The 22,833-nt window shown below is 61.1% G+C and carries 26 protein-coding genes and 5 pseudogenes; 17 read left to right on the top strand and 14 right to left on the bottom strand.

Annotation, left to right across the window (positions count from 1 at the left end):
• Nucleotides 1–56 precede the first annotated feature (56 nt).
• Nucleotides 57–718: pseudogene (locus ACFQT0_RS02375) on the top strand (SOS response-associated peptidase).
• Between the two features lie 295 nt (nt 719–1,013).
• Nucleotides 1,014–1,370, top strand: coding sequence for a hypothetical protein (locus ACFQT0_RS02370; protein ID WP_380200070.1), 357 nt, complete (start codon nt 1,014–1,016; stop codon nt 1,368–1,370).
• A gap of 6 nt (nt 1,371–1,376) precedes the next feature.
• Here the strand turns inward: ACFQT0_RS02370 and ACFQT0_RS02365 are convergent, their stop codons facing one another.
• The 4 genes and pseudogenes from ACFQT0_RS02365 to ACFQT0_RS02350 all read right to left on the bottom strand — a co-directional run.
• The gene (locus ACFQT0_RS02365; protein ID WP_380200069.1) at nt 1,377–1,499 is read right to left on the bottom strand and encodes a hypothetical protein; all 123 of its coding nucleotides are present in this window, start codon (nt 1,497–1,499) and stop codon (nt 1,377–1,379) included.
• Nucleotides 1,500–1,583: 84 nt separating this feature from the next.
• Nucleotides 1,584–2,066 carry a septal ring lytic transglycosylase RlpA family protein gene (locus ACFQT0_RS02360; RefSeq protein ID WP_380200068.1) on the bottom strand — a complete coding sequence of 161 codons (483 nt, stop codon included), beginning with the start codon at nt 2,064–2,066 and terminating at the stop codon, nt 1,584–1,586.
• A 104-nt stretch (nt 2,067–2,170) separates the two neighbouring features.
• A complete protein-coding gene (locus ACFQT0_RS02355) occupies nt 2,171–2,374 on the bottom strand; it encodes a hypothetical protein (RefSeq protein ID WP_380206145.1) in 204 nt (67 codons plus the stop codon).
• Nucleotides 2,375–2,769 (bottom strand): annotated as a pseudogene (locus ACFQT0_RS02350) (glycoside hydrolase family 25 protein); the annotation flags it as partial. It abuts the gene before it with no gap.
• 396 nt (nt 2,770–3,165) lie between these two features.
• On the opposite strand from ACFQT0_RS02350, the gene ACFQT0_RS31505 reads away from it, so the two are divergent.
• Complete coding sequence (locus tag ACFQT0_RS31505) at nt 3,166–3,777, top strand: VF530 family DNA-binding protein (protein WP_449272035.1); 612 nt, start codon at nt 3,166–3,168, stop codon at nt 3,775–3,777.
• A gap of 369 nt (nt 3,778–4,146) precedes the next feature.
• Here ACFQT0_RS31505 and ACFQT0_RS02335 read toward each other — a convergent pair whose 3' ends face one another.
• From ACFQT0_RS02335 to ACFQT0_RS02325, 3 genes are all read right to left on the bottom strand, one after another.
• Nucleotides 4,147–4,455, bottom strand: a complete 309-nt coding sequence (locus ACFQT0_RS02335; protein ID WP_380200065.1) for a hypothetical protein — start codon at nt 4,453–4,455, stop codon at nt 4,147–4,149.
• A 253-nt stretch (nt 4,456–4,708) separates the two neighbouring features.
• Nucleotides 4,709–5,005 carry a hypothetical protein gene (locus ACFQT0_RS02330; protein WP_380200063.1) on the bottom strand — a complete coding sequence of 99 codons (297 nt, stop codon included), beginning with the start codon at nt 5,003–5,005 and terminating at the stop codon, nt 4,709–4,711.
• A 5-nt stretch (nt 5,006–5,010) separates the two neighbouring features.
• On the bottom strand, nt 5,011–5,754 hold the full coding sequence (locus ACFQT0_RS02325) for a BamA/TamA family outer membrane protein (RefSeq protein WP_380200061.1): 744 nt from the start codon (nt 5,752–5,754) through the stop codon (nt 5,011–5,013).
• Nucleotides 5,755–5,834: 80 nt separating this feature from the next.
• Between ACFQT0_RS02325 and ACFQT0_RS02320 the strand changes: the two genes are divergently transcribed.
• Complete coding sequence (locus tag ACFQT0_RS02320; protein WP_380200059.1) at nt 5,835–6,395, top strand: hypothetical protein; 561 nt, start codon at nt 5,835–5,837, stop codon at nt 6,393–6,395.
• A gap of 269 nt (nt 6,396–6,664) precedes the next feature.
• Here ACFQT0_RS02320 and ACFQT0_RS02315 read toward each other — a convergent pair whose 3' ends face one another.
• Genes ACFQT0_RS02315 through ACFQT0_RS02305 form a run of 3 tightly spaced genes read right to left on the bottom strand, consistent with a single transcriptional unit; the run spans nt 6,665 to nt 8,648 of the window.
• Nucleotides 6,665–7,198, bottom strand: coding sequence for a sensor histidine kinase (locus ACFQT0_RS02315; RefSeq protein WP_380200057.1), 534 nt, complete (start codon nt 7,196–7,198; stop codon nt 6,665–6,667).
• A gap of 53 nt (nt 7,199–7,251) precedes the next feature.
• Nucleotides 7,252–7,839 (bottom strand): PAS domain S-box protein, encoded by a 588-nt coding sequence (locus tag ACFQT0_RS02310; protein ID WP_380200055.1) that lies wholly within the window; start codon nt 7,837–7,839, stop codon nt 7,252–7,254.
• Complete coding sequence (locus ACFQT0_RS02305; protein WP_380200053.1) at nt 7,836–8,648, bottom strand: alpha/beta fold hydrolase; 813 nt, start codon at nt 8,646–8,648, stop codon at nt 7,836–7,838. Before ACFQT0_RS02305 ends, ACFQT0_RS02310 begins: the two co-directional genes overlap by 4 nt.
• A 218-nt stretch (nt 8,649–8,866) precedes the next feature.
• On the opposite strand from ACFQT0_RS02305, the gene hemW reads away from it, so the two are divergent.
• The 4 genes from hemW to ACFQT0_RS02285 all read left to right on the top strand — a co-directional run bounded on the left by hemW (nt 8,867) and on the right by ACFQT0_RS02285 (nt 12,172).
• Complete coding sequence (hemW, locus tag ACFQT0_RS02300; RefSeq protein WP_380200051.1) at nt 8,867–10,003, top strand: radical SAM family heme chaperone HemW; 1,137 nt, start codon at nt 8,867–8,869, stop codon at nt 10,001–10,003.
• A gap of 133 nt (nt 10,004–10,136) precedes the next feature.
• On the top strand, nt 10,137–10,571 hold the full coding sequence (locus tag ACFQT0_RS02295) for a hypothetical protein (protein ID WP_380200049.1): 435 nt from the start codon (nt 10,137–10,139) through the stop codon (nt 10,569–10,571).
• 68 nt (nt 10,572–10,639) lie between these two features.
• Nucleotides 10,640–11,407, top strand: a complete 768-nt coding sequence (locus ACFQT0_RS02290) for a cyclase family protein (RefSeq protein WP_380200047.1) — start codon at nt 10,640–10,642, stop codon at nt 11,405–11,407.
• Nucleotides 11,408–11,719: 312 nt separating this feature from the next.
• Nucleotides 11,720–12,172, top strand: a complete 453-nt coding sequence (locus tag ACFQT0_RS02285; RefSeq protein WP_380200045.1) for a hypothetical protein — start codon at nt 11,720–11,722, stop codon at nt 12,170–12,172.
• A 78-nt stretch (nt 12,173–12,250) separates the two neighbouring features.
• Here the strand turns inward: ACFQT0_RS02285 and rpmA are convergent, their stop codons facing one another.
• Both rpmA and rplU read right to left on the bottom strand, forming a co-directional pair.
• Nucleotides 12,251–12,526: a 50S ribosomal protein L27 gene (rpmA, locus tag ACFQT0_RS02280; protein WP_380200043.1), complete on the bottom strand. Its 276-nt coding sequence runs from the start codon at nt 12,524–12,526 to the stop codon at nt 12,251–12,253.
• A gap of 83 nt (nt 12,527–12,609) precedes the next feature.
• Nucleotides 12,610–12,915: a 50S ribosomal protein L21 gene (rplU, locus tag ACFQT0_RS02275; RefSeq protein WP_068198144.1), complete on the bottom strand. Its 306-nt coding sequence runs from the start codon at nt 12,913–12,915 to the stop codon at nt 12,610–12,612.
• Nucleotides 12,916–13,435: 520 nt separating this feature from the next.
• Between rplU and ACFQT0_RS02270 the strand changes: the two genes are divergently transcribed.
• Complete coding sequence (locus tag ACFQT0_RS02270; protein ID WP_380200041.1) at nt 13,436–14,395, top strand: ribonucleoside-diphosphate reductase small subunit; 960 nt, start codon at nt 13,436–13,438, stop codon at nt 14,393–14,395.
• Between the two features lie 64 nt (nt 14,396–14,459).
• Here the strand turns inward: ACFQT0_RS02270 and ACFQT0_RS02265 are convergent, their stop codons facing one another.
• Both ACFQT0_RS02265 and parS read right to left on the bottom strand, forming a co-directional pair.
• Nucleotides 14,460–14,909: an RES family NAD+ phosphorylase gene (locus ACFQT0_RS02265; protein ID WP_380200039.1), complete on the bottom strand. Its 450-nt coding sequence runs from the start codon at nt 14,907–14,909 to the stop codon at nt 14,460–14,462.
• A 33-nt stretch (nt 14,910–14,942) separates the two neighbouring features.
• On the bottom strand, nt 14,943–15,362 hold the full coding sequence (gene parS, locus ACFQT0_RS02260) for a type II RES/Xre toxin-antitoxin system antitoxin (protein ID WP_380200037.1): 420 nt from the start codon (nt 15,360–15,362) through the stop codon (nt 14,943–14,945).
• Nucleotides 15,363–15,695: 333 nt separating this feature from the next.
• Here parS and ACFQT0_RS02255 point away from each other — a divergent pair.
• The 8 genes and pseudogenes from ACFQT0_RS02255 (at nt 15,696) to ACFQT0_RS02220 (ending at nt 22,750) form a co-directional block, all read left to right on the top strand.
• Nucleotides 15,696–18,079 (top strand): annotated as a pseudogene (locus ACFQT0_RS02255) (ribonucleoside-diphosphate reductase subunit alpha).
• 217 nt (nt 18,080–18,296) lie between these two features.
• On the top strand, nt 18,297–18,848 hold the full coding sequence (locus ACFQT0_RS02250; protein WP_380200035.1) for a hypothetical protein: 552 nt from the start codon (nt 18,297–18,299) through the stop codon (nt 18,846–18,848).
• A gap of 267 nt (nt 18,849–19,115) precedes the next feature.
• Nucleotides 19,116–19,436 carry a nuclear transport factor 2 family protein gene (locus ACFQT0_RS02245; protein WP_380200033.1) on the top strand — a complete coding sequence of 107 codons (321 nt, stop codon included), beginning with the start codon at nt 19,116–19,118 and terminating at the stop codon, nt 19,434–19,436.
• A 275-nt stretch (nt 19,437–19,711) separates the two neighbouring features.
• Complete coding sequence (locus ACFQT0_RS02240) at nt 19,712–20,461, top strand: DUF4386 domain-containing protein (protein WP_380200031.1); 750 nt, start codon at nt 19,712–19,714, stop codon at nt 20,459–20,461.
• 254 nt (nt 20,462–20,715) lie between these two features.
• Entirely contained in the window at nt 20,716–21,015 is a 300-nt protein-coding gene (locus tag ACFQT0_RS02235; protein WP_380200028.1) for a hypothetical protein, read from the top strand.
• 141 nt (nt 21,016–21,156) lie between these two features.
• A pseudogene (locus ACFQT0_RS02230) lies at nt 21,157–21,491 on the top strand (DUF6883 domain-containing protein).
• A complete protein-coding gene (locus ACFQT0_RS02225) occupies nt 21,491–21,721 on the top strand; it encodes a DUF4926 domain-containing protein (protein WP_380200026.1) in 231 nt (76 codons plus the stop codon). The pseudogene ACFQT0_RS02230 and the gene ACFQT0_RS02225 overlap by 1 nt, the downstream one beginning before the upstream one ends.
• Nucleotides 21,722–21,806: 85 nt before the next feature.
• Nucleotides 21,807–22,750: pseudogene (locus tag ACFQT0_RS02220) on the top strand (bestrophin family protein).
• Nucleotides 22,751–22,833 lie beyond the last annotated feature (83 nt).

Raw genomic sequence — 22,833 nt, 5'->3', positions numbered from 1 at the left:
TGCGTTGTCGTTAATGTCTTGTATTCACTCAGTCACTCCTTTACTCAGTCACTCCCATGTGTGGCCGCTATACCTTCATCGCCCCCGCGCCCGTCGTTGAGCAGCGTTTCGACGCCAAGTTCACCGAGCCGGCTCCGACTACCTTCAACGCCGCGCCTTCGCAGCGCCTGCCCGTCATTACCAATGCCTCGCCCCACCAGATTCAATTGCTGAACTGGGGCCTGGTGCCCGCTGGACCCGCGACCCGGCCAGCGGGCCCAAGCCCATCAACGCCCGGGCCGAGACGCTGGCCGAAAAGCCCTCGTTTCGGCAGCTACTCGACCGCCGGCGCTGCCTGGTGCTGGCCGATAGTTTCTACGAGTGGGAAACCACGCCGGAGGGCAAGGTGCCGCACCGCATTCTGCTGCGCGACGAGCAGCCCTTCGCCTTCGCGGGCCTTTGGGACGAGTGGCTCGACCGCAGCACCGGCGAGCTGCACCCTACCTTCACCATCATCACCACCGAGCCCAACGCGCTGATGGCCAAGCTGCACAACCGCATGCCCGTCATCCTGCCCGACCGCAGCACCGAGCAAGCCTGGCTGGATGATAAGCTGGACCTGGAAACCCACCAGCACCTGCTGATGCCCTACGACGCGGCCAAGATGCAGGAATACGTCATCAGTAAACGGGTGAACTCCCCGGCCAACAACGACGCGGAGGTGCTGGCTGCGGCGTAGCCGAACCTCACCACTGGCAGAACCTCACCCCCGACCCCTCTCCAAAAGAGAGGGGAGCCACGGCACAAGACTTCAGCTCAATTTTAGACAAAAAGGCCCGGCTCAAGATTGAGCCGGGCCTTTTCTATTCTAACGTCCGGCTCCCCTCTCTTTTGGAGAGGGGTCGGGGGTGAGGTTCTCACGCTAGGGGCTGCGAGAGGAAGACACCGAATCAGAATTAATCCCCAATCTCTTATGCCAGTATCGAGGCAACAGGCGTTACTTTGCCCGCATGAATTGGCGTAACCCCTGGCTCTTGCTGCTACTCATTTTCGTGCTGGCTTCGGCCGTGCAGCTGGACCTGCCGTGGTGGAGCATGGCCGTGGTGGCCTTTGCCATCGGGTTTGTGATGGCACCATCGGGCGGGGCCGCGTTTGGCGCGGGCTTTGGCGGAGCCGGGTTGAGCTGGCTGGTGCCCGCGGCCTGGCAGGCGTACCAAAATGAAGGCCTACTGGCCCACCGCGTGGCAGAGCTGCTGCCGCTGGGAGGTTCAGTAGTGGCCTTGGTGCTGGCTACGGGCGTGGTGGCTGGCTTGGTCGGTGGCCTGGCCACCTTATCGGGAACATGGCTGCGCGCCGCCGTGCGGCCCGTGCCGCAACCCAGCCAAGAGTAGCGCTAACTATTTCGCGGTGTACCAGTCCAGGACCTCCAGGCCTTTGGCGTTGTCTTCGGCTTCCACTACCTCGTCGAGGACGTACTGAATTTCGTCGTCGTTCCAACCCTCATCTTCGGCAGCGCGCACCCATAGGTCGAGGGCGGCGTAGCGGTTGGTGCCGGGGGCAGGGTCCAGCGTACTTTTTTGCGGATATTCATAGCAAGGCAGATTTTAGGAGAAATTGAGCTGGCAGCAGGCTAACGGCCACTGACTGGTTTGATAACGGTGACCACGACGGGCACTACGCCCGCTTCGATGATGTCGAGCCTGCACGGCGGCCCGGCGCGAGACGTCCACGATGTAGCCCTTGGTGTGCGGGCCGCGGTCGGTTACGGTCACGTCCACGGCCTTGCCGTTGCGCATATTGGTCACCCGAATCACGGTGCCAAAGGGCAGGGTGTTGTGGGCCGCCGTCATTTCGCTGGGCCGGTATGTGGTACCGCTTGCCGTGGCCCGGCCCGCAAATTTGTTGGCGTAGTAGGAGCCCAGGCCTTTTTGGGTGTAGGTGCCGCGGGTGCTGCGCGGTGCGGCGGGGCCCTTGCTCACGCTGCGGCTGCTGTTGCAGGAGGCCAGCAACGCGAGTACCAGCAAAGGCAGCACGCGGGTGCTCCACCAGTGAATTCGCAATAGTTTGGGGTTCAGCACCATCTTCATCTGCGTCTAAAAGTAGCAATAATCTTTGGCCACCTCCCGGGCCGGCCCCGCGCGGGGGCAGCCGGGAAAGAGCCTTGCGGCCCCTCCGCAAAAGCCGTGCTACGCTAGCGCTTTGGTGCTTTCGCGGCGGGTTGCGGCTTGGCTGCCCGAGCGGACTTGGGCTGCGGCGGCTCAACGGCGCCCGGCACCCGGAGGGCCTGCAGCGCCGCGAAATTGCCCTGAAACACGTTGAAATCCACCACCCCGCGGATGCCCGGCACGTAGGCCTCGTCGGAGTGCTGCCAGATTATCCACTTGGTACGCTCCATGGCAGGGTGCTCTACCTCGTAGTGCGCCAGCCACAGGGGTAGTCGTCGAAATGGCCGGCCAGGTGCCGCTTGTAGAAGCTGTGGTTGGAATAGAGAATGGGGCGCACGCCGTAGTGGGCCTCGATGAGGCGCAGCCAGCGGGCCACCTCGCGGCGCATCACGGCCACGTCATGAAAATTGGCAGCCTCCACGTCGAGCACGGGCGGCAGGTCGCCGGGCTTGATGGGCACGGTGCGGGCAAAGAGCTCGGCCTGGATTTGGCCGCTGCGTCTGGGCTGGAAGTAGTGGTAGGCCCCGCACAGCACGCCGGCCTTGCGGGCCTCGCGCCAGTTGCGCGCAAAGCGGGCGTCGCGCAGGGTGCCGCCCTCGCTGGCTTTGATGAAGGCAAAGCGCACACCGTGGCGTGCCACCTCGGGCCAGTCGATGCGGCCCTGGTAGGCCGATACGTCGATGCCATGCACCGAGTAGCCGGCCAGCAGCGGGGTTTTTCGCGCCCGGTGAGGCCGCCTTTGGTCAGGGTGGCCCAGGTGCGGCGGGCGTAGCGGTTCACCTGCACGCGGTGGCGCAGGTAGTAGGTCAGGCCCAGGGCCAGCCCCACCAGCAGCAGCGCCAGCAGCCCGCGCCGCCACCACCGGCGCCGGGCGGGGCGGGGGGCATGCTTGGGTTTGCGGTGGGCGAGCGGAGGAGACGGCATAGGCGAGATTGGTCCAAAAATAACGCCCGGCCCGGGCCCAGCGTGTGCGGAGCCCCGGGATTTCGCGAACTTTACGTTTCCAGCTGCCTTTTTCTCTATGTCCTTCCTCCGCGCCGCCGACGCCCGCGACGAATCCGGCCACCTCATCCGCGAGATGCACGGGGTCACGCTCGCTCAGATTCTCGAGTACCTCGTGGCCGCCTACGGCTGGCCCGAGCTTGATGCCCGCCTGCGGATGAACTGCTTCGCCGAAAACCCCAGCATCAAGTCCAGCCTAAGCTTTTGCGCCGCACTCCCTGGGCCCGCACCAAGGTCGAGGAACTCTACATCAAGGCCCGCTCGGCGGAGGTGCAGGGCCGTCCGCGCCCGTAGACCCATGGCCGACGTAACCGAAAAATCATCGAAATCGGCGCTGCTGGCGGGCTTCCTGCTGTTTGTGGCCTTCGAAACCGTGGCCTTCTACGGCCTGCAATACCTCACGTCGGGGCTGGGCGAATCCAACCAGTACCAGGAGGAAAACACCATCGTCAGCAACTGGGTGAAGACCATGGTTTTTTTCGTGGCGCATCTGGTGCTGGTCATCGCGGCCATGCTGGTGCTCAGCAACCGAATGCCGCGCCGCTACCGCGGGCAGGTGATGGGCTGGTTTTACCTGGCCCTGGTCATGAGCTTCGTGCTGATAATTCCACTATTCACGACCACGGATTAGCACGGATTTTAGCGGATTTCACGGATTTTGTGGACGGCAGCGAATGGCGTGTTTAAAAAACGAAAAAGGCTTGCCACTTGGCAAGCCTTTTTCGTGCTGAATGTGAATCGACTACAAAATCCGTGAAATCCGCTTCAATCCGAGCTAATCCGTGGTCTAAAACAAAACCACCGCTGCGGGCGGTGGCTCAAGAGTGAAGCTCAAAACGAGGAAGCGGCCGGTCGGCCCCGGCGTTATCGGTGGACTGCGGTGCCGGTCGGTCCCGGCGTTATAGAGTTGATATAAAGACTGGTGCCAGCCGGCAGTAGCCGCGGCTTCCGCCGGCTTAGCTGTGGCGAATGTCGATTTCGCGCTGCTGGTCGCTGGCGTTCAGGAAGGGAATGCGCACGCGCAGGCTCGTCGTCTTCGTGCACGGCATCGATGCGGGCCAGGTCGAGGTTGGCGGGCAAGTCCAGGGTTTGCACGAAGAGCGGGGCGGCCAGGCTCGTCGTCGGGCTGGTGGCGGAACTCGCCAAATACGGTGAGCTTCTGCTGGTTGAGCACCACGCGGAAGCTCTCGGCGGCCACCGTGGGCATGGCCACGCGCATAAGCACGCCTTTGGGCTTCTGCTCGATGCGGAGCTTGGGCTGGGCTACCCCACCGCCGATGGTGTTGAGCAGGTCGAGCCTGCGGGGCAATGGAACGGATGAATTTCGGGCTGATAAGTTTCATGGCAAGGAGCCGGTTTTAGGAACGGCTTCGGGCTTGCTATGACAAATGATGTACCAATCTGAATCAGGGGTTACTGGGCCTGAATATCAGCCGTATTGGCATCCTACTGAGGGCGCATTGGCACCTTTCGGCCACTGTGTCGGAAAACGATTTTTCAGGCCCCGTTTTGTGGACGAAATGGCGGAAAGCCAAGGCTTTTGGCTCAATTTTGCCAAGGCTTTAAAACCGGCTGGTCAGGCCAAAGTGAATCTTCGAGGTTCGGAGCTCAAACGGCTGGCTGCGGGCGCGGCCCATGGAATACACGAACTGAAATAGCCCCGCGGGCGTGCGGAAACTCAGGCCCGTGCCCAGGCCGGTGGGCTGGTCGGGCCGGCGGTCGGGGCCTTCGTCGCGCCGGGTATAGGCCTGGTCGGCAAACAAAAACACGTAGGAATCCGGCCCAATAAACTGTCGGAATTCGGCCGTGCCCACGGCGTAAGAGCTGGTGTAAAACTGGTTTTCGCTGAAGCCGCGCAAGGAATTCAGGCCCCCAGCCGCAGCAGGTCGTTGGTGAACAGGCGCGGGTTCACCAGGCCTTCGCCGCGCAGGCGCAGCAGCACCACGCCGGCGCGTGTCACGGGCAGGTAGCGCTCGGCCCGCAGGCCAAAGGTGTACTGCGTAGAGCGCAAGACAACGTTGTTGTAGAGCTCGGGCAGCAGCTGCGAATTCTTGGTGATGCTCTTGGTGCCCACGGCGCCCTGGGCGTTGAGCAGGTACCCGCGGTGCGGAAAGAACAAGTCGTCGAGGCTGCTCCGGGCGTAGCCCAGGCCGTAGGAATTGTACTTTGAATCGAGGTTTTGGGGCAGCACCGTGGTGTCCTGCAGCACATCCAGGAACGAGGCGCGCTGCTCGGCAAAAAAGCTGATGCGGCCGGCCTGGGCCGTGGGGTACGTGACCTGCAGCCGGGGGCGGAGGGTGGTGAAGTCGTTGGTTTGCTTGTAGAGGTTGAAGTAGCCGGCCACTTCCAGCGGCGAGCCAAAGAAATTGGGGTGCACGTACTGGGCGTCGAGCAGCTGCGAGAGAGCGTCGGTTTTGCGCCATTGCAGCCCAATCTGCTTGCCGCCGCCCCGGATGTTGCGCAGGTTGATGGTGACGTCGCCGGTGAACTGCACGCCGGTCTTGGTGGCGTCGGCGTTGGGCAGGATGCCCACAATGGCGTCGAACTGGTTCGAGGGCCGGTCGTCGAGCAATAGGTACACACGCGCCTTGCCTTTGGCAAACCGCACTTCGGGTTCGGCTCGCAGGCGCAGGTAGGGCAGCTGGCGCAGCTGCTGGGCCGCAGCGCCACGCGCTGCTGACTGAAGGGTTGGTCGGGGAAAATCTGCAGGTACTTGGTCAGAAAGCGCTTCTTGGTTTTGGTGTTGCCCACAATCTGCAGCGAGTCAAATACCACCGCCTGGCCGCGCTTCAGCACCACGCGGCCGGCAATGGCGTGGTCGTTGAGCTGAATGGAATCGAGGCCCACCGTGGCGAAGGGGAAGCCCTGGTTTTCGGCTTCGATGAGAATCCGCTCCTGCAGCTTGGCCCAGTCGGCGGGCAAAAAGGGCGTCTGGCGAAAGAGCTTCTCGCGGTAGCCGGCGCGGGTGAGCAGGCCGTCGCCGAGGTTGCCGTTGCGCAGGTAGGCCCAGCGAAACTGCTGGCCCACGTACAGGCGTACCCGCACGGTGTCGCGGCTCCAGCGCAGTTCATCGGCCGAGGCGGTGAGGTAGGCGTCGCCCTGCAGGGCCAGCACCAGCTCCCGCACCTCGCGCAGGGCAGCGAGCGAGTCGGGCACGGTGGCGCGCACTTTGTAGCGGCGCAGCAGGGGCCGGTCCGCAGCTTCGGCGTCGAACACCAGCACCCGCGGCTGGGCCAGCGCCCGGCGTAGTGGCGGGGTGGGGGCAGGGGCGCGGCCGGCAGCACCGCGGGGAGCACTGGGAGGGGCGCCGCCGGCGGGGAGCAGCCTGCGAGGGTGGGATGGAGTCGTTTGGGGCCGGCGCAGGAATTTGAGCCTGGGCCGCGGGACTCGCCGCCAGCCAGCTCAGCCACAACCAGCCCAAGCAGCACAGTAGAAACCGGGTATACATTCGGGAATACAACGCGAAAGCCGGCGTTTAATTTCCCGAAGGTAAACCCGCCAGCAGGCAGGAGCCCGGGCTATTGGGGCAAGAATACGCGAAACGTAGTGCCTTCGCCCACCACACTGTCGACCTCCACGCGCCCGCCCACCTGCTTCACCAGGCGGTTGACGAGGTACAGGCCCACGCCCGAGCCGGCCACTTCGGGGTGAAAGCGCCGAAACAGCTGGAACAACTCCCCGCCGTAGCGCTTCAGGTCGATGCCCCGGCCGTTGTCCTGCACGCTGAGCACGGGCGTGCCTTCGACCAGCGCGGTGCGCACCGCAATGCGCGGCGCCCGGCCGGGCTCGGCGTACTTCAGGGCGTTGCTGAGCAGGTTGTAGAGCACGCTCTGCAAAGCAGTGCGGGGCAGGCGCAGAGAGGGCAGTGCGGCAAAATCCAGTGTAAACTCGGCCTCGGGCTGCCCGGGCAACTGCGGCAGGCCGCGGATAACTTCTTCGGTGAAGGGCTGCAGCGCCACGGCTTCCACGGGGGCCTCGTCCAGTTGCCGCTGCTGCTGCACTACCTCGGTAAGGCCGTCGATGGTGCCCAGCAGGCTGCTGCAGCGCCTCATGAAACATGTCCACCATGCCGGCCGCGGCCGGGTCGTGGAACGTGGCGCTGCGCTCAAACTCCTGGAAGAGGCCCGCTAGGTTGTGCACCGGCTGCTTGAGGTCGTGCGAGGCCGTGTACACGAAGTTGTCGAGGTCGGCGTTGATGCGGGTGAGCTGCTCGTTCTGGGTGCGCAGGCTGCTCGCGTTGCTCCTCGGCCTGGGCCTTGGTCCGCAGCAGCTCCTGCTCGTATTTGCGGCGGTCGGTGATGTCGAACAGGGTCACGCGCACGACCAGCGGCTCGTCGTTGGCCCCGCGCAGGAGCACGGCGTTGAGCAACACCGGGATGGTGCGGCCGTCTTTGCCGCGCAGCGAGTAGCTCATTTCGCGCACGTGGCCCTGCAGCAGCAGCAAAGGCACGCCGTGCATCTCGTAGTGCAGGCGCCCGCCAATGGTCAGCAGCTGCTGCAGGCTCTGGCGGGCCACGAGCTCCTCCCGGCGGTAGCCCAGCCAGCCCAGCAGCGTCTGGTTGAGCTTCACCAGCGTGCCGTCGGGCAGGCACGAGCAGTAGCCGCAGGGCGCGTGCTCGTAGAGGTCGTCCAGGTTTTCCTCCGTCAAGCGCAGGTCAAGTTCCGGCAGCGTCTTGTAGTCAGCCTCACTCATACCAACGCTATACGCGCCGGCTCCATAAATAGGTTGATGGCTGCAATGGTAGTCTGCGGCGCGCTCAGGTGCGGACAGTGGCCCGAGGTGTCGAGTACGTTGAGCTGGCTGTTGGCCAGGTGCTGGTGCAGGTAGTCGCCAACAGCCAGCGGCGCCAGGGCGTCCTGGGCGCACTGCAGAATCAGCGTCGGCGTGCGCAGCTTGGGCAGGTCGGCCCGGTTATCGGAAAGGAAGGTGACGCGGGCAAAGTGCCGGGCGATGGTGGGGTCGGTGTTGCAGAAGCTGTTGTTGAGCTCCGCGGTTAGCTCGGGCCGGTCGGGGTGGGCCATGATGACCGGCGTAATGGCCGCCGACCAGCCCAGGTAGTTGTTGTCCATGGTCTCGAGCAGCTCCTCAATGTCGGCCTGCTCAAAACCGCCGGTGTAGCCCACGTCGTTGAGGTAGCGCGGCGAGGGCGCTACCAGCACCAGCCGCGCTATCCGCGCGGGCTCGCGAATGGCGGCCAGCACCCCAATCATGGCGCTCACCGAATGGCCCACCACGGTGGCCTCGTGCAGGTCGAGGGCGCGCAGCACCTCGAGCACGTCGTCGGCGTGGGCCTGCAGGGTGCTGTAGCGCGCCGGGTCGTAGGCGGTCAGGTCCGACTTGCCGGCGCCTACCAGGTCGAGCAGCACCACACGGTAGCGGTCCTCAAACGCGGGCGCCACCAGCCGCCACATGTGCTGGTCGCAGCCAAAGCCGTGCACGAAGACCATGGCCTGAGAGCCCGTGCCGGACACGGTGACGTTGTTGCGCTTTAAAACATCCATCAGGGTAAGGAAGAAAAAGAAATCCGAATGGGCAGCTCGGCTGTGCTCCAGGGTGGCGTGGCGAAGGCCCTAAGGTACTGCGTTTAGATGCTTCCGATGGTTGCGCTCCGCCACGCGGCTACCTTTGCGGGGCGCGTCGATTGGCACGACTGGCGGGGCCGTGGTGTTCCGCAGCTGCCCGTTGCTCTTCGGGTAATCTCCCACGCGTTTGCACTTTCATGGCCGGCCTCTACCTCCACATTCCTTTCTGCAAGCAGGCCTGTCATTACTGTGACTTTCATTTCAGCACCTCGCTGGGCCTGAAAAGCAAGTTGGTAGAAGCCATAGTGCGGGAAATTGAGCTGCGGCGCGACTACCTGGGAGCGGGCACGGCACTGGAAACCATCTACTTCGGCGGCGGCACCCCGTCGCTGCTCACGGCCGGGGAGTTGAGCCAGATTTTCGAGGCCATCCACCGGCACTTCACGGTGCTGCCCGGAGCCGAAATCACCCTGGAAGCCAACCCCGACGACCTTAGCGCCGCCAAGCTGCAGGAACTCAAGGCCGCCACGGTAAACCGCCTCAGCATCGGTCTGCAAAGCTTCTACGAGCCGCACCTGCGGATGATGAACCGCGCCCATACCGCCGCCGAATCCACTACGGCCGTGCGCCGGGCCCAGGAGGCGGGCTTCGAGAACATTTCCATCGACTTGATTTACGGCGTGCCCGCGCCGGGCCACCACATCTGGGAGGCCGACCTGGCCAATGCGTTTGCGCTGGGCGTGCCCCACGTCTCGGCTTATGCCCTTACCATTGAGCCGGGTACGGCTTTCGGGCACCGCCTGCAGAAGGGCACGTTCCGGGCCGCGCCCGACGAATTTGTGGCCACGCAGTTTGAAATGCTGCTGGCCGCCATGCGCGCCCACGGCTACGAGCAGTATGAAATCAGCAACTTCTGCCAGCCCGGCCGCGAGTCGCGCCACAACGCCAACTACTGGCGCGGCGTGCCCTACCTCGGCCTGGGGCCCAGCGCCCACAGCTACGACGGCCGCAACCGCCAGTTTACCCTAGCCAATAACCCGCAGTACGTGGCCGCCGTGCTCGAGCGCGGCGAAGTGCCCGTGACCCTGGATGCCCTCTCGGCCACCGACCGCGCCAACGAGTACCTGCTTACCACGCTGCGCACCGCCCGGGGCTGCGACCTGGCTTACCTGCGCACCCACCTGGGTCTCGACCTGCCAGCCACCCGCCCCGCCTACCTGGCCGAGCTGCAGGCCAACGGCTGGGCCCGCCTCCACGGCGAAGTGCTTACCTTGACCGACGCGGGCAAGCTGCTGGCCGACCACATCACCCTGGAGCTGTTCGTCGCGGACTAAGCTGGATTAGCTCAATTTCGCGCCGGGGCGTAGGCTGCCTTGCCGTCTTTCGCCATCTTTGGCCTTTCTGCGCTTCGAGAGTTCGGGGAACGCAGCTCGGAAATCCGTCCAATTCGTTTGAATTCGTGATTCTATGAAGCTACTCAGCGACAGCATTGCCGACGATGCCGACTTCTTCGTGGAGCAAATACACGTGGTGGCCATTGTCTTCGACAACACCGACGACGTGACCGTGTGGGCCACCACCTTCTTCGACAGCGACACCCACTTTTTCCACCTCGCCCTGCCGTTCAAGTCCCTGGATACGCTGCTGAGCCTGGCCCACACCCGCGCCGCCGACCTGCAGGAAGAAGTGGCCGACGCGCTGGCCGCCCAGGAGTGGCCCGCCCTGCTCGAATACAATTCCGACGAACGCGCCCCGGTGCTGCTGCCCAGCGTGGCCCTGAAGCTGTCGGTGACCTACCCCGTGACGGAAGACGACGAAACCAGCGACGAAGAAGGTCCCGACGACCCCCAGCCCCACAACATCTTTTACTTGGAAGGCGTGTTTGTGCGGCTGGATACGTAGTAAGCGCGCCCAGGCAGCGCCCCAGTAGCTTCGGCCGCTCTTTGCTCACTATCAACCGCCTCTGTCGCGTGCTTCCTACTTACCCATACGCCGGCCGCACCTATTCATTCGACCCCGCTGCGCCCCTTGACATTTCCCTGCCCCTGGCTCCCGGCCCGGACCAGGTAAACTGTTTCTGGGCCGAGCCCGTGCAGTTCGACACCATTCGGGTGGGCAGCTTCGTGGGCAGCGTGGCGCAGGGCGGCAGCACCAACTACCAGCGCGTGCACCTCACGCCCCACGGCAACGGCACCCACACCGAGTGCTACGGCCACATCTCGCCCGACCCGGCCGCTACGCTCAACCAGTGCCTGCGCCGCTTCCTGTTTGTGGCCCGTCTGGTGAGCGTAGCCCCGCGCATGCAGCCCAACGGCGACCTAGTGGTGATGCTGGCCGATGTGCAAGCCGCACTGGCTACGCAAGCCGACCGGTCGATGCCCGAAGCCCTGGTGCTGCGTACCATGCCCAACGAACCGGCCAAGCGTCACCTCCAATACTCCGGCACCAACCCCACCTACGTCGAGCCCGCGATGGCCGAGTTTCTGGTGGAGTACGGCGTGCAGCACTTTCTGCTCGACCTGCCCAGCGTGGACCGCGAAGAAGACGCCGGCCAGCTCCTGGCCCACCACGCTTTCTGGCAATACCCCGCGCAGCCCCGCTGCGGCGCTACCATCACCGAGCTGATTTTTGTGCCTGACGCCGTAGCCGACGGGCTCTATCTGCTCAACCTCCAAATCACCAGTCTTGAGCTGGATGCCAGCCCCAGCAAGCCGGTGCTCTACCGCCTGAATCACTAGCCGGCACCGTGACCTCGCCAGCGCTTGCAACCGTGCCCGCATCAGGGGAATCTACTGGGTGAATTTCCACTTCATCTGTTTCACCCAATGCACATCATTCGCTACCTGTTACCTAGCCTGGTCTTGCTGGCCAGCACTTCCCTCAGTTCGGCCCAAACGGTGCCTGCTTCCGCGCCTGATGCTGCCACGACCCAGCCCGCTGTAACACCGGCTGTGCCAACAGAAGACAACCCTGACCGGCTGCTATTGAAAGTAGGCCTGAATGCAGGCCGTGCCTTTCAATGGGGAGGGTACCACGGTTTGCTTTCCCAAGTGCCCATAACCGTGGGAGCAGAGCACGCCATCAACGCCAAGTTTACCGTGTACGGGCAGGTTGATACTGATTTTGGCGTTCCTCGCCGCGAATCTTTTTCCGGCGAACGTAGCAACCGGGTTCCATCGGGCGCCGTCGGAATTGGTGGGCGCTACTACTACAACCAAGCCGGGCGGGCACTGCACAACCGGGCCCACGGGCGCTTCATCGGCAACTACGTAGGCATGGAGCTGCACACCGAAATGCGGCGCATGTATGGCCAGGAAGTTGAGCTGGCACCTGCTCTAAATGTGGTTTGGGGCATGCAACGCCGCTTAAACCGCAACTTTTTGCTTGATTTCAACGCCGGGGTTGGCTTAGGGCCTAACCGCAACTATACCACCCTGGCCCGGGTGCCCGGGCCGCTTACCCTCACCACGCAGTTCAACCTGGGCCTGTACTTCGGCCGATAAGCTGCCCGGTATATAATCCGCAACGCGAAAAAGGCTGCCTCTTGCGGGGCAGCCTTTTCTGATTTATCGGGGCAGCAATTAAGCCGGTACCGAGAATACTTCGCGGGGGATAACCGTTACGAAAGACCGGTCTTTGCGGCCTTTGCGGAACTGAACCTCGCCGTCAACGAGAGCGAACAGCGTGTGGTCCTTACCCATGCCTACGTTCTCGCCGGCGTGGTGCTTGGTGCCGCGCTGACGCACGATGATGTTGCCGGCTACGAGGGCCTGGCCTCCGAAGATTTTTACGCCGAGACGTTTGGAATGCGATTCGCGGCCGTTGTTGGACGAGCCGACACCTTTCTTGTGAGCCATATTAGTAGGTTGCTAGTTGCTGGTTAGTTGTTTCTGGTTGCGTTCTGGAAACTAGAAACTAGCAACCAAAAACCAGAAACGCTTTAGCCGATGCTGTTAATCATTACTTTGGTGAACGACTGGCGGTGGCCGTTCATCTTCTGGTAGCCCTTGCGGCGCTTCTTTTTGAAGACGAGGACTTTGTCACCCTTCACGTGAGCGAGGATGGTGCCGGTTACGGCGATGTCCAGGGTAGGCGCACCGATGGTGATGGTGCCGTTGTCATCGGTCAGCAGGGCGTTGCCCAGCGTTACGGTGTCACCGACGTTGCCGGCCAGTTTGTGAGCGTAAACGAATTTGTTGGCCTCAACCTTGGTCTGCTGGCCAGCTATGTTGACAATTGCGTACATCAGCTTTCGCGGGTTTTTCTGAAATGGGAAGGCAAAAGTACGGCTTTGCTTTTGCAAATCCAAACCTAAGTTCTTAATCGTCATTGGATGGCCCGGGCCGTGGCGGCGCAAAACCGCCCGTGGGCCGGTGAAGCCTTGATTACGGTCACGTTAAAAATATCGGGGAGTACGCAGAGAGTACGTACGTACACCCCTTCTTTTTGGGGACAAGCCCCCTTATCCACAAGTAAAATGTGGAAAAGTGGACTAAAAGATGCTGATTTTGAGTGTTTTTTAGGTGGGAAAGCTACGGTTGAGCTGCGTAAAAAACGGAGTTTGCACCCCGGGAAAATTCCGGACTTAACGAAAAATTAGGGAATAAAAAACCCGAAAACGGTGGCAATCGGCCTCGCGGTTGAGCCTATATTTGAAGCTGGAAGGCGGGTTGCTTTTCTGAGCTGCCCGCCAAACATCTGCCCGTTATCGGCAGTTGACAGCCCACCTTCCTCGACGAAACCTGCCACTAAGTCCACAAAAGTTTATGGAGCCGCTCCTCGCCGAAAACCCCAACCGCTTCGTCCTGTTCCCCATCCAAAACGATGAGGTGTGGCAGTACTACAAGAAGTCGCAGGCCTCGTTCTGGACGGCCGAAGAAATTGACCTCTCGCAGGACCAAAAGGACTGGAACGGCCTGAACGACAACGAGCGCCACTTCATCAAGCACGTGCTGGCCTTCTTCGCGGCCTCCGACGGCATTGTGAACGAAAACCTGGCCGTGAACTTCATGCAGGAGGTGCAGATGCCCGAGGCGCGCTGCTTCTACGGCTTCCAGATTATGATGGAAAACATTCACAGCGAGACCTATTCGCTGCTGATTGACACCTACATCAAAGACCCCAAGGAGAAGGATTACCTCTTCAATGCCCTCGAAACCGTGCCCGCCGTGCAGAAGAAAGGCGAGTGGGCCCTGAAGTGGATAAACTCCGACAATTTTGCCGAGCGCCTCATCGCCTTCGCCGCCGTGGAAGGTATCTTCTTCTCCGGCTCGTTCTGCTCTATTTTCTGGCTCAAGAAGCGGGGGCTGATGCCCGGCCTCACGTTCTCCAACGAGCTGATTTCGCGCGACGAGGGCCTGCACTGCGACTTCGCCTGCCTGCTCTACAGCTACCTCGTGAATAAGCTGCCCGAAGCCCGTGTGCAGGGCATCATCGCCGATGCCGTGCGCATCGAGCAGGAGTTTGTGACCGACGCCCTGCCGGTGAGCCTCATCGGCATGAATGCCAAGACGATGGCGCAGTACATCGAGTTTGTGGCCGACCGCCTGCTGGTGTCCCTTGGCTGCGCCAAAATCTACAACGCCACCAACCCCTTCGACTTCATGGAAATGATTTCGGTGCAGGGCAAAACCAACTTCTTCGAGAAGCGCGTGGCCGAGTACCAGAAAGCCGGCGTGATGAGCGAGCGCAACGACAACGTGTTCTCGCTCGACGAGGATTTCTAGGCCCTTAATTAGCAAGTGAAAAAGCCCGCCCTGCTCCAGCAGCAGCGGGCTTTTTTGTGGTCAATTACTTCAGTCGCGAATCAAACGGATGCGGTTCTACTGAGACCAAGCGCAATTGGGCATGGTCGGGGTGGAGCGGGTTGAGCAGATAGTTATATTCTGTAGGGGAGTGAACCGAGGGCACCCGCATGAGCCAGAATTTGCCTTCCCGAATCCATTGCTCAGTGATGGCGGCTAGTTCAGGAGGGTAAGGGAGACCAAACCAGTCGGCTGGCAACTCATCAGGTTGAATGATTTTGACCGGCGTGCCGTCCGGCACTTCCAGCGTTAGCACGAAGTAGTTGACAGGTAAGATGGACGAATTGGCCAGCATCTCCAGCTTCGCCAGCGACAGGTGCTCGGCGGTGTAGAGAATGGGGGTGCCCTGTTGGTGCCAGCGGCCACTGTGGTACAGGCCTCCCTGGCCCGTCAGGTCATTGATGTACGGCTGCTTGCCGAAGCGGTAGAGGTGCATGCCCAGCTTAGAACAGTAGACGGGAAGCCTGGGTTAGGAGAAAATGCCCCACTGAATCCGTCCCAGAATCTCGCGCACCTGCTCACGGCCCAGTGCCGACGATAAAAGCGCTTGGGGACGCTCGCCGCCCAGCGCCGGATTCTCCATTTGCAGCCAGCGGTGAAAGTCGGGTTCGTTTTCGAAGACCTCCAATCCTTTGGCTACCACGGCTGAAAGCTGTATGGCTTTCTCTGATTCATCCCGGGTGAGGTTGCTTTTGGTTTGCTCGCGGCGGGTAAGGGTACTTTCTGATATGGACAGCACTTCGCTCATTTCGCGGTTGGTCAAACGCATGTGTTGCTGCAAGTTCCTTACTGCTTTAACAGAAACTCCAGCAGCTGCCGCACGGATTAAATCCATGCTGGTCCGAACTGGTTGCGCCATGACCGACGGGCCGCCGAGCAACGCAACCATCGCATCTACTGTAGTTTGAAAAGGGACTGTTGTCATTTGAAGATAAGGGTGCCGTCAATTGAAGACAATGTACGCTGTAAATGCGCAGTCGCTGTTAATAATTCCTAAAACAGGCTTTTATGCTACGCCAGGGCAGTGTGTGGAAAACTTCTATATTTTTTGCTTGCCCTCCCAAAACGGATGAGGTAATTTCCGGAATTGAATGAACCGAGGCCTCTGATTTCCGCAGAATTCTACGCTACTCTTTCACATCTGACTTAGCTACTTGGCGTCGCGCACCCCCAGCTCCGACTGCTTTTTATACAGAAAAACCCACACCAAAACACTACCGGTATGCTAGTAATTAAACGCGACGGTCGCCGCGAATCCGTGAAGTTTGACAAGGTCACGGCGCGGATTGAAAAGCTCTGCTACGGCCTGAATCAGGACTTTATCTCGCCGATTGAGGTGGCGAAGAAGGTGATTGACGGCATCTACGACGGCGTGACCACCGTTGAGCTGGACAACCTGGCTGCCGAAACCGCTGCCTCGCTCACCACCAAGCACCCGGACTACGCCATCCTGGCGGCCCGCATTGCGGTGAGCAACCTGCACAAGGTGACCTCGAAGTCGTTTTCGAGCACCATGAAGCGGCTCTATACCTACGAAGACCCCAAGAACGGCGACAACGCCTCGCTGCTGGCTACCGACGTGTGGGAGGTGATTCATAAGAATGCCGCCACCCTGGACTCGGCCATTATCTACGACCGCGACTATAACTACGACTTCTTCGGCTTTAAGACGCTGGAGCGGAGCTACCTGCTGCGCCTGGAAGGCAAGGTGGTGGAGCGGCCCCAGCACATGCTGATGCGCGTGTCGGTGGGCATCCACAAGAGCGACATCGACTCGGTTATTAAGACCTATAACCTGCTGAGCGAGCGGTGGTTTACGCACGCCACGCCCACGCTGTTCAATGCCGGCACGCCGAAGCCGCAGATGTCGAGCCTGCTTCCTGCTCACGATGAAGGACGACTCCATCGACGGCATTTACGACACGCTGAAGAACTGCGCGCTGATTTCGCAATCGGCCGGCGGCATTGGCCTGTCGGTGAGCAACGTGCGGGCCACGGGCTCCTACATCAAAGGCACCAACGGCAACTCCAACGGCCTGGTGCCCATGCTGAAGGTGTTCAACGACACGGCCCGCTACGTGGACCAGGGCGGCGGCAAGCGCAAGGGCGCCTTCGCCATCTACCTGGAGCCCTGGCACGCCGACGTGTTCGAGTTCCTGGACCTGAAGAAGAACCACGGCAAGGAGGAAATGCGCGCCCGCGACCTGTTTTACGCCCTCTGGACGCCCGACCTGTTCATGAAGCGCGTGGAGGAAAACGGCGACTGGACCCTGATGTGCCCGCACGAGTGCCCCGGCCTCGACACGAGCCTGGGGCCCGGAATTCGAGAAGCTGTACCTGAAGTACGAGCGCGAAGGCCGCGGCCGCAAAACCATCAAGGCGCAGGAGCTGTGGTTTGCCATCCTGGAAAGCCAGACCGAGACGGGCACGCCCTACATGCTGTTTAAGGACGCCGCCAACGGCAAATCGAACCAGCAGAACCTGGGCACGATTAAGTCGAGCAACCTGTGCACCGAGATTATTGAGTACACCGACGCCGACGAAATTGCGGTGTGCAACCTGGCCTCGCTGGCGCTGCCCCGCTACCTCGTGACCGACAAGGCCGGCAACACCACCTTCGACCACCAGAAGCTGTACGAGGTGACCTACCAGGCCACGCTGAACCTGAACAAGGTGATTGACGTGAACTACTACCCGGTGCCCGAAACGCAGAAGTCGAACTTCCGCCACCGCCCCATTGGGCTGGGCGTGCAGGGCCTGGCCGATACATTTATTGCCCTGCGCATGCCCTTCGAGAGCGACGAAGCCTCGGGCCTGAACAAGGACATTTTCGAAACCATCTACTTCGCGGCCATGACGGCTTCGAAGGACCTCGCCATCAAGGACGGGCCGTACGAGACCTTCCCGGGCTCGCCCCTGAGCCAGGGCAAGTTCCAGTTTGACCTCTGGGGCGTGACGCCCGACTCGGGCCGCTGGGACTGGGAAAGCCTGCGCGCCGAGGTGGTGAAGCACGGTGCCCGCAACTCCCTGCTGGTGGCCCCCATGCCCACGGCCAGCACTGCCCAGATTCTGGGCAACAACGAGTCGTTTGAGCCCTACACGAGCAACATTTATGTGCGGCGCGTGCTCTCCGGCGAGTTTATGGTGGTGAACAAGCACCTGCTGAAGGACCTGGTGGCCCTGGGCCTGTGGAACGACGCCATGAAGCAGGAAATCATCGCGGCCAACGGCTCGGTGCAGGGCATTGCTCGCATTCCGCAGCACATCAAGGACCTGTACAAGACGGTGTGGGAGATTTCGCAGCGCCGCATCATCGACCAGGCCGCCGACCGCGGCGCCTACATCTGCCAGAGCCAGAGCCTGAACCTGCACGTGCAAAACGTGAACTTCGGCAAGCTCACCAGCATGCACTTCCACTCCTGGAAGCGCGGCCTGAAAACGGGCATGTACTACCTGCGCACCAAAGCCGCCGCCGACGCCATCAAGTTCACGGTGGAAAAGCAAGCCGCCGAAACCCTGGAGCCAATGGCCCTAGTCGAGCAGAACCAAAGCGACATGAGCTGCTCGTTGGATAACCCAGAGGGCTGCGAGGCATGCGGGTCGTAAGGAGCCTTCGTTTTTACATCAATAAAAAAGGCCACTCAAACTGAGTGGCCTTTTTTATTGGCTTTTGCTTCATGTTTATAAAGCCTGATTTTGTTTCAGAATAATAGCTGAAAAGCAGGCGCTTAACTTATTGTGGTAAGCGTATGTTGGGAAAAGCAAAGTCCTAAAGGCAGAACATTTGATTTCGGGGCTGTCGTGTAAAAGAGTAGGTTTGATAATGAGCAAATTCAGCATTCCGTCTAAAGCCGTGCGTTGTTCTTATCCTTTGCTATTAGGCGTTCTGTTACTTTCCGCTGCTTGCAAGAAGGAAGACCCAGAAGCCACTCTGCCTCGCATCAGCCAAGAAGGTTTGAATACAGGTGGCTTCCTAGTTGATGGAGTAGCCTATCCAGCTACCGGTTGGTCGGCCCCACTTCTTAGCACTTTTAATAACGGTGCAGCAGCACTTGAAGGAGGATATTACATTCCCTGGCCTGGTCTGCAAGCCAGAAATGAATACGAATTGCGCATCAATAGTGAGCAGGCAAAGAAATATGTTACGGTCACATTGTATTTGCGAAATCCTGGGGTTGGAGATTTTGTGCTTAATCGTGACACCGGATTACCACCATCAGCAGTGGATAGCACAATTTTTGACCACGCGATAATAAGCTTTCGCACTAGTAACGGGGAGATTTACACGACCAGCGCCATTCACACTGGCCGTATAACAATGAGTAGAGCTAACCGGCCAAGTTTTTCACTGGTACCTTCGAGTTCACGGCGGTAAGCAACCTGGACCCCAATAAAACGGTGAGGGTAACTGCTGGACGCTTTGACCGCAAACAGTAAACTGTCTAGAAACTCAAGCTTCACCAGCCGCCCCCGCCCCGGGAGCGGCTGGTTTGTTTTTGGGGTAGCCAAGTCCGCGGCAGTGGTTAAATTCATTGCATGAAACCTGCTGCTTTCAGCCCAACCCCGAGCGACCCGGCGGCCGCCGTATTGGCCACCATCGAGCAACTGGAGACGCGCTTGCGCCTAGCCCAACTGGCCGCCGATGTCCCGGCGCTGGACGAGCCTGCTGGCCGACGACCTGCTGTTTGCCGACATGCAGGGGCGGCTGGTCAGCAAAGCCGAAGACCTGGAGGCGCATCGGTCGGGGCTGCTGCGGATAACGGCGGCGCGGCCCCTGCAGCAAATCGTGCGGGTGCTGAACGAGACGACCGCCGTGGCCTCCGTGCTGGCGGATATGGAAGGCACCGCGGCCGGGCAGCCCTTCCACCAGCAGGTGCGCTACCTGCGGGTGTGGGCCCGGCAGGCCGGGCACTGGCAGGTGGTGGCCGGCCACGTGACCACCGTGGTGGTGCCCGAAAGCTAGCACTGGCTCAACCAGCAGTGGCGGCGGCTGCCGGACGGGTTGGTCGCTTTCGTATCACTCAGCCGCTGCTGCTCCGGGCGCAGGCTGGTTTGGTTTTGGGGCTTTGGAATGACATAATCACCTTGCCTACTTTCGGCCTCGCTACTGACCGTTAAGTCAGCAAGTAAAATCGATGCGCTACCAGACAACCTTGCGGCACAAAGCGGCATCAGAGGCGTGAGCAGCCAACCAAGGCTTTACTCTCATGAGCCGCATGTTATCCGGCGCCCCTGCAAATGACTTCTCGCACGATTGACAATTCGCCGCTGACTTATGCCCGCATCGGGGGCGCCCTCTACCTGGTTATCATCCTGTTTGGTCTGTTTGCCGAAGGGTTTGTGACCAGCAAGCTGCTGGTGTCGGGCGATGCGGCCGCCACGGCGCGCAACATTCTGGCCTCGCCGGGGCTGTGGCGCCTTTCCGTGGCCGGCAATCTGCTGGTAGTGCTGTGTGCCGTGCCCCTGCTGTGGATTGAATACCTGCTGCTGCGGCCCGTGAGCAAAAGCCTGGTGCTGCTGGCGTTGTTTTTCAACCTGGTCTCCCTGGCAGTGGAGGCCATCAGCAAGGTGTTTCTGCTGCTGGTGATGCCCACCTTGGAAAGTGCCCAGTATGCCCAGGCCTTAGGGTCCCGGCAGGTGCCCATGCTGGCCGACTTCTCCCTGAAGGCCCATGAAATCTCCTTCAATATTGCCCTCGTATTCTTTGGCTTCACCTGCCTGGTGAATGGCTACCTGATTTTTAAGTCGGGCTACTTGCCCAAAGTGGTAGGCATCCTGATGCAGGTAGCGGGCGGGTGCTACGTGGTGGCTTGTTTGGCGGCTCTGCTTGCCCCGGCCCTCGCCGCAATGCTGCTTCCTACTATTCTGCTGCCCTGCTTTATTGGCGAATTGTCGTTGTGCCTGTGGCTGCTGGTGAAGGGCGTGGATACCGTGAAATGGCACGCGCAAACGAGCCGGAGTGCGCCTCATTTAGCTGCGGCCGGGTAAGCTGCACGCTTCAGCGCAGTACCGTAGCCAGGTTCAAATCGATACTTGGTGGGGGCCCTGGAGTATTGCCCAGCCGCTGCCGCCCCGGGAGCGGCTGGTTTGTTTTTGGCGTAGCTGTTTGGAACCGTGTTGGGTCAGAATCATAAGCCGAAGCGCCGCAGCACGGCAATACACTCCTGCACTATCAACATTTCCACGGGTGTAAGCGTAAACGCGCTACCATTCCCCAATTGCGCCCCAGGCGCCCCAACGCCATGAATAACCGCTTGATGTATATACTCGCTGCAGGCCTGCTCCTGGGCGGTTGTAGCCAGGAAGAGCAAAAGCAGCGCGAGGCCGACAATGCCCGCGTAGAAGCGCAAGAAGCGCAAGCCGAAGCCGACGCCGAGCGCGCCCGCGCCGATGCCAAACAAGTGCGGGCCGATGCCGAAGCCAAAGCCCACGAGCTCGAAAAGCACGCCGATGCCGTGGAAGATGCGGGCGGGAAAGGTTCTACCGTAGTAACCGAAGAGCGCAAGACCACCCGCTACGAAACTGAGCCCAAGCGTCGCTAGAGTGGCTCCCGGCCACTAGCCGTTTCTGCCGAGTGGGCCGCACCTGCAAGGCCCGCGTACTATCTCCAGCCGCTGCCGCCCCGGGAGCGGCTGGTTTGTTTCTGGGGCCGGGGCTGGGCACCCACAGAGTAGTTTTGCCGGATGACGCTTCACGACAAGCCATTGATTGTGGCGGCCAATAAGGTACAGGACTACCTGCTCAATCCCGAGCATCCCATTGGCGGGGCCAAGGCCCGGTTTTTCTCAGCATGGGGTATTCACGGGAGCACTACGAGCAGTTGATAGCTGATTTGATTCTGCACGGTCACTCTGGCGCCGTAACGGAAGAGAAAAAGTCTCCCTACGGCGTTAAATTTGTGGTGGATGGCCCGCTGCTGGCGCCCAACGGGCGGGAATACCCGCTCCGCACGGTGTGGATGGAACAATCGCCCGGCACGTTCGTTTTGTTAATCACAGCCCAGTTACTTGACCGCTGATGAAACCCTTCGCTGAATTAGACATCGTGCAGTTGAAGCAAGCGCATCCCGAATGTGGTTTGCCCATTGGAGCTGTAGGTGCCGTTGTATTGGTGTACCGGCAGGGCGAAGCCTACGAAGTAGAATTTGTACGCCCCGACGGTTCTACTCAAGCTGTACTCACCTTGCCTGCTGCCGAAGTGGCTGCGCCCTGCTCCCGGGGTGCGGCAGGCGGCTTAACTGCTTTGTAGCATTTGTATCAGCAGCCGCTTCCGCTCCAGGAGCGGCTGAGTTGTTTTGGGGTAGCCCAACGGCCGCGTTAGCCGTACGCTAGCCATGATTATTCGCGAGAAAGACAATTGGCTGCGGCTGCTCTTCGTGTGGCGCGGCTCGGTGCTGCCCCAGATACTGCCGCGCCTGCTGGTGCTCCTGCTGCTGTCGGTGGCCGTGGTGGTGGCCCACGGCCGGCTGCTGCAGTATAAGATTCCGCTCAATGCCTCGGCCTTCACCTTGTTTGGCATCACGCTGGCCATCTTCCTGGGCTTTTATAACAACGCCAGCTACGACCGATTCTGGGAAGGCCGCAAGCAGTGGGGCGCCCTCCTGAACACCACCCGCTCCCTCGCCCGGCAGGCCCTCACCATGAGCGGGCAGCCCGGCGGGGCCCCGGCCACCACGGAGTTTGTCCGGCTGCTGGTGGCCTTCACCTACGCCCTCAGCACCGCCTGCGCCACACCGATGCCGCGCCCGACCTGGCCCGGCTGCTGCCCGCGCCGCTGGCCCGGGCTGTGCAGCAGGCCACGTTCAAGCCCATGGTGCTGCTGTTGGAAATGGGCCGCTGGGTGCAGCAGGGCACAGCCGCCGGCCAGGCTCGACACGAGCACGCGGCTTTCGACCACAACTTCAACCAGCTGTCCGACATCGTGGGCGGCTGCGAGCGCCTGGCCGGCACGCCCATTCCCTACACCTACAGCGTGATGCTGCACCGCACCACCTACCTCTACTGCTTCCTGCTGCCGTTTGGCCTCGTGGACAGCATCGGCTGGATGACGCCGCTGGTGGTGGTGTTCGTCGGCTACACGTTTATGGCCCTCGATGCCATCGTGCGGGAGATTGAGGAGCCCTTCGGCACCGGCCCCAACGATTTGGCCCTGAACACCATGAGCCACATGATTGAAACCACCCTGCTGGAAATGATTGGTGAGCCCGCGCCCCCGCGCCCAAACGCCAGCATGCGTATTTCTACGATTAATAACCGGCGGCAGGCTCCGGGGCAATAGCTTCACTCAGCTGCCTCCGCCCCGGGAGCGGCTGGGTTGTTTTTGAAGGTAGCTGGCGGAAGGGGCTTCGGCTGTAGTGGCGA

The organism is Hymenobacter humi (genome assembly GCF_042665855.1).
Lineage (GTDB): Bacteria > Bacteroidota > Bacteroidia > Cytophagales > Hymenobacteraceae > Hymenobacter > Hymenobacter humi.
Note: the sequence above shows the minus strand (reverse complement) of the source record. Positions and strands in the feature narration are given on the sequence as shown.